Here is a 5,485-nt window from a genome sequence, read left to right as displayed (position 1 = left end):
GTGTTTGTTCTTTGAGAACTCAACAGGGTGTCGGAAAGTTAGTGCCAATTATGATTTACCCCGTCCCAGTTTAGGCTGGAGATGTGGATTCCTTTGGTAATGGACAACAGCGGCAAAGATCTTTTTTGCCAGCTATGTTCCTTGCCAGGGTTTGAACAAACCTTATTGGAGAGTTTGATCCTGGCTCAGGACGAACGCTGGCGGCGTGCTTAACACATGCAAGTCGAGCGGAAAGGCCCTTCGGGGTACTCGAGCGGCGAACGGGTGAGTAACACGTGAGCAACCTGCCCTTGGCTTCGGGATAACCATCGGAAACGGTGGCTAATACCGGATACGACACAGTCTCGCATGGGATCTGTGTGGAAAGTTTTTCGGCCAGGGATGGGCTCGCGGCCTATCAGCTTGTTGGTGGGGTGATGGCCTACCAAGGCGACGACGGGTAGCCGGCCTGAGAGGGCGACCGGCCACACTGGGACTGAGACACGGCCCAGACTCCTACGGGAGGCAGCAGTGGGGAATATTGCGCAATGGGCGGAAGCCTGACGCAGCGACGCCGCGTGAGGGATGACGGCCTTCGGGTTGTAAACCTCTTTCAGCAGGGACGAAGCGAAAGTGACGGTACCTGCAGAAGAAGCACCGGCCAACTACGTGCCAGCAGCCGCGGTAAGACGTAGGGTGCGAGCGTTGTCCGGATTTATTGGGCGTAAAGAGCTCGTAGGCGGCTCGTCGCGTCGGTTGTGAAAACTCTAGGCTTAACCTGGAGCTTGCAACCGATACGGGCGGGCTAGAGTTCGGTAGGGGAGACTGGAATTCCTGGTGTAGCGGTGAAATGCGCAGATATCAGGAGGAACACCGGTGGCGAAGGCGGGTCTCTGGGCCGATACTGACGCTGAGGAGCGAAAGCGTGGGGAGCGAACAGGATTAGATACCCTGGTAGTCCACGCTGTAAACGGTGGGTGCTAGGTGTGGGGACCTCTCCAGGTCTCCGTGCCGCAGCTAACGCATTAAGCACCCCGCCTGGGGAGTACGGCCGCAAGGCTAAAACTCAAAGGAATTGACGGGGGCCCGCACAAGCGGCGGAGCATGCGGATTAATTCGATGCAACGCGAAGAACCTTACCTGGGTTTGACATGTGCGCTAAAACCACAGAGATGTGGTGTCCTTCGGGGGCGTTCACAGGTGGTGCATGGCTGTCGTCAGCTCGTGTCGTGAGATGTTGGGTTAAGTCCCGCAACGAGCGCAACCCTCGTTCCATGTTGCCAGCACGTAATGGTGGGGACTCATGGGAGACTGCCGGGGTCAACTCGGAGGAAGGTGGGGATGACGTCAAGTCATCATGCCCCTTATGTCCAGGGCTTCACGCATGCTACAATGGCCGGTACAATGGGCTGCGATACCGCAAGGTGGAGCGAATCCCAAAAAGCCGGTCTCAGTTCGGATCGGGGTCTGCAACTCGACCCCGTGAAGTCGGAGTCGCTAGTAATCGCAGATCAGCAACGCTGCGGTGAATACGTTCCCGGGCCTTGTACACACCGCCCGTCACGTCACGAAAGTCGGCAACACCCGAAGCCGGTGGCCCAACCCGTAAGGGAGGGAGCCGTCGAAGGTGGGGCTGGCGATTGGGACGAAGTCGTAACAAGGTAGCCGTACCGGAAGGTGCGGCTGGATCACCTCCTTTCTAAGGAGCCTCTTTACCGCGAAAGCGGTCAAAGACCCCGCGCCAGGCGAATGTTCTGGTGGGGGTGTGCTTAATGGTGGAGACACTAACTAGTTCCGACCTGACAACGGCCGACGGTCGTGAGTACAGCCAGCTTGCTGGTGGGAAAGCGTCCAAGGTGCGGTTAGGTTGGTAAGACACCCTGTTGAGTCCTGAAAGAACAAACCATGGCCTTGTGGCCGGAGCGGAGTAATCTTCTTCGGTCCGCAAGCGTGTGGGGATGTCTTTCATGCGGGAACACAGTCCGCGCCTTCTACGACAAACCGTCCGACGAGTTCGGTGCTGGTGTTGTGGGTGGTGGTGTGGGGTTGGTTGTTTTTTGAGAACTGTATAGTGGACGCGAGCATCTTATTTACTTTGGTCAATGTTGTGGTCAAGTTTATAAGGGCACACGGTGGATGCCTTGGCACCAGGAGCCGATGAAGGACGTTGGAGGCTGCGATAAGCCTGGGGGAGTTGCCAACCTAGCGTTGATCCCAGGATTTCCGAATGGGGGAACCCAGCCAGAGTCATGTCTGGTTACCCACGCCTGAACACATAGGGCGTGTGGAGGGAACGCGGGGAAGTGAAACATCTCAGTACCCGCAGGAAGAGAAAACAACATGTGATTCCGTGAGTAGTGGCGAGCGAAAGCGGATGAGGGTAAACCGAGTGGCGTGTGATAGCCGGCAGGCGTTGCGTCATCGGGGTAGTGGGACCACTTGGATTCTTCTGCCGAAGGATCGGGAAGTAAAAAAATTGTGTGTTAGTCGAATGGCTTGGAAAAGTCGACCGTAGACGGTGAGAGTCCGGTAGGTGAAAGCGCACAGTCTTTCTGGAGTGGTATCCCGAGTAGCTGCGGACCCCTGAAATCTGCAGTGAATCCGCCAGGACCACCTGGTAACCCTAAATACTCCCTGGTGACCGATAGCGGACTAGTACCGTGAGGGAAAGGTGAAAAGTACCCCGGGAGGGGAGTGAAATAGTACCTGAAACCGTGTGCCTACAATCCGTCGGAGCTGAGCCCCTTGTGGGTGAGGTGACGGCGTGCCTTTTGAAGAATGAGCCTGCGAGTTAGCGATACGTCGCGAGGTTAACCCGTGTGGGGTAGCCGTAGCGAAAGCGAGTCTGAATAGGGCGACTCAGTGGCGTGTCCTAGACCCGAAGCGGAGTGATCTAGCCATGGGCAGGTTGAAGCGCGGGTAAGACCGCGTGGAGGACCGAACCCACCAATGTTGAAAAATTGGGGGATGACCTGTGGTTAGGGGTGAAAGGCCAATCAAACTCCGTGATAGCTGGTTCTCCCCGAAATGCATATAGGTGCAGCGTCACGTGTTTCTTGCCGGAGGTAGAGCACTGGATAGCCTAGGGGGCCCACAAGCTTACTGAAGTTAGCCAAACTCCGAATGCCGGTAAGTGAGAGCGTGGCAGTGAGACTGCGGGGGATAAGCTCCGTAGTCGAGAGGGAAACAGCCCAGATCACCAGCTAAGGCCCCTAAGCGTGTGCTAAGTGGAAAAGGATGTGGGATCGCATAGACAACCAGGAGGTTGGCTTAGAAGCAGCCACCCTTTAAAGAGTGCGTAATAGCTCACTGGTCAAGTGGTTCCGCGCCGACAATGTAGCGGGGCTCAAGCACACCGCCGAAGCTGTGGCACTCACACAATAACTCGGCCCAACTTGTTGGGTCCAGGTGTGTGGGTGGGTAGGGGAGCGTCGTGTGGCGAGTGAAGCAGCGGTGTGAACCAGTTGTGGACGCCACACGAGTGAGAATGCAGGCATGAGTAGCGAATGCAGGGTGAGAAACCCTGCCGCCGGATGACCAAGGGTTCCAGGGTCAAGCTAATCTGCCCTGGGTAAGTCGGGACCTAAGGCGAGGCCGAGAGGCGTAGTCGATGGACAACGGGTTGATATTCCCGTACCCGCGAAGAAGCGCAAACGATGAACCTCACTGTACTAACCACCTCGCTGATGTGATGCCTTCGGGTGGATCTGATGTGGGCTGGGAACTTGGTGGGTAGTAGTTGAGCGATGGGGTGACGCAGGAAGGTAGTCCAGCCCGGGCGGTGGTTGTCCCGGGGTAAGCCTGTAGGGCGAGACATAGGCAAATCCGTGTCTCATATAGCCTGAGAGGTGATGCCGAGCCGATTATGGTGAAGTGGATGATCCTATGCTGCCGAGAAAAGCCTCTAGCGAGTTTCGAGCGGCCCGTACCCCAAACCGACACAGGTGGTCAGGTAGAGAATACCAAGGCGATCGGGTGAACTGTGGTTAAGGAACTCGGCAAATTACCCCCGTAACTTCGGGAGAAGGGGGGCCGGAGACGTGGACCCACTTGCTGGGCGAGCGTTGTATGGCCGCAGAGACCAGGGGGAAGCGACTGTTTACTAAAAACACAGGTCCGTGCGAAGTCGTAAGACGATGTATACGGACTGACGCCTGCCCGGTGCTGGAACGTTAAGGGGACCGGTTAATCCTTCGGGGTGAAGCTGAGAACTTAAGCGCCAGTAAACGGCGGTGGTAACTATAACCATCCTAAGGTAGCGAAATTCCTTGTCGGGTAAGTTCCGACCTGCACGAATGGCGTAACGACTTCCCCACTGTCTCAACCACAGGCCCGGCGAAATTGCAGTACGAGTAAAGATGCTCGTTACGCGCGGCAGGACGGAAAGACCCCGGGACCTTCACTATAGCTTGACATTGGTATTTGAATTCAATTGTGTAGGATAGGTGGGAGACTGTGAAGCGGGCACGCCAGTGTTCGTGGAGTCAACGTTGAAATACCACTCTGTTGAATTTGGGTATCTAACCTCGGACCGTGATCCGGTTCAGGGACAGTGTCTGGTGGGTAGTTTAACTGGGGCGGTTGCCTCCCAAAATGTAACGGAGGCGCCCAAAGGTTCCCTCAGCCTGGTTGGCAATCAGGTGTTGAGTGCAAGTGCACAAGGGAGCTTGACTGTGAGACTGACAGGTCGAGCAGGGACGAAAGTCGGGACTAGTGATCCGGCACTCGCATGTGGAAGCGGTGTCGCTCATCGGATAAAAGGTACCCCGGGGATAACAGGCTGATCTTCCCCAAGAGTCCATATCGACGGGATGGTTTGGCACCTCGATGTCGGCTCGTCGCATCCTGGGGCTGGAGTAGGTCCCAAGGGTTGGGCTGTTCGCCCATTAAAGCGGTACGCGAGCTGGGTTTAGAACGTCGTGAGACAGTTCGGTCCCTATCCGCCGTGCGCGTAGGATACTTGAGAAGGGCTGTCCCTAGTACGAGAGGACCGGGACGGACGAACCTCTGGTGTGCCAGTTGTTCCGCCAGGAGCACGGCTGGTTAGCTACGTTCGGAAGGGATAACCGCTGAAAGCATCTAAGCGGGAAGCCTGCTTCAAGATGAGGTATCCCACCCCTAGAGGGTTAAGGCCCCCAGCTAGACGACTGGGTTGATAGGCCAGAAATGTAAGCCCGGTAACGGGTTCAGTTGACTGGTACTAATAGGCCGAGGACTTCACCACCATTCAAAGTATTTAAGTCGCGTCCACTATACGGTTCACAGAAAACAACACCCACCATTCTCATCCCCGGATGAGAACAGTGCGGGTGCTGTTGTTCTGAGAGAGTTACGGCGGTCATAGCGAAGGGGAAACGCCCGGTCACATTCCGAACCCGGAAGCTAAGCCCTTCAGCGCCGATGGTACTGCCCTGGGGACGGGGTGGGAGAGTAGGACGCCGCCGGACACAACTTCAACGAAGGCCCAACCCCGATCGGGGTTGGGCCTTRGGTGGTATTTTTCCAT

The 5,485-nt window shown here is 56.4% G+C and carries 3 rRNA genes; all 3 read left to right on the top strand.

From position 1 onward, the window contains the following. The first annotated feature begins 162 nt into the window (after positions 1–162). Positions 163–1,678, top strand: a 16S ribosomal RNA gene (locus tag PT931_RS36090). Between the two features lie 410 nt (positions 1,679–2,088). After that, positions 2,089–5,203: ribosomal RNA gene (locus PT931_RS36085) — 23S ribosomal RNA — on the top strand. A 106-nt stretch (positions 5,204–5,309) separates the two neighbouring features. Further along, positions 5,310–5,426, top strand: a 5S ribosomal RNA gene (rrf, locus tag PT931_RS36080). Together the 16S, 23S and 5S rRNA genes form the textbook arrangement of a ribosomal RNA operon. Positions 5,427–5,485: the final 59 nt, after the last annotated feature.

This window comes from Longispora urticae (assembly GCF_053902585.1).
The sequence above is the reverse complement of the archived record's forward strand: the minus strand, read 5'-3'. Positions and strand labels throughout refer to the sequence as shown.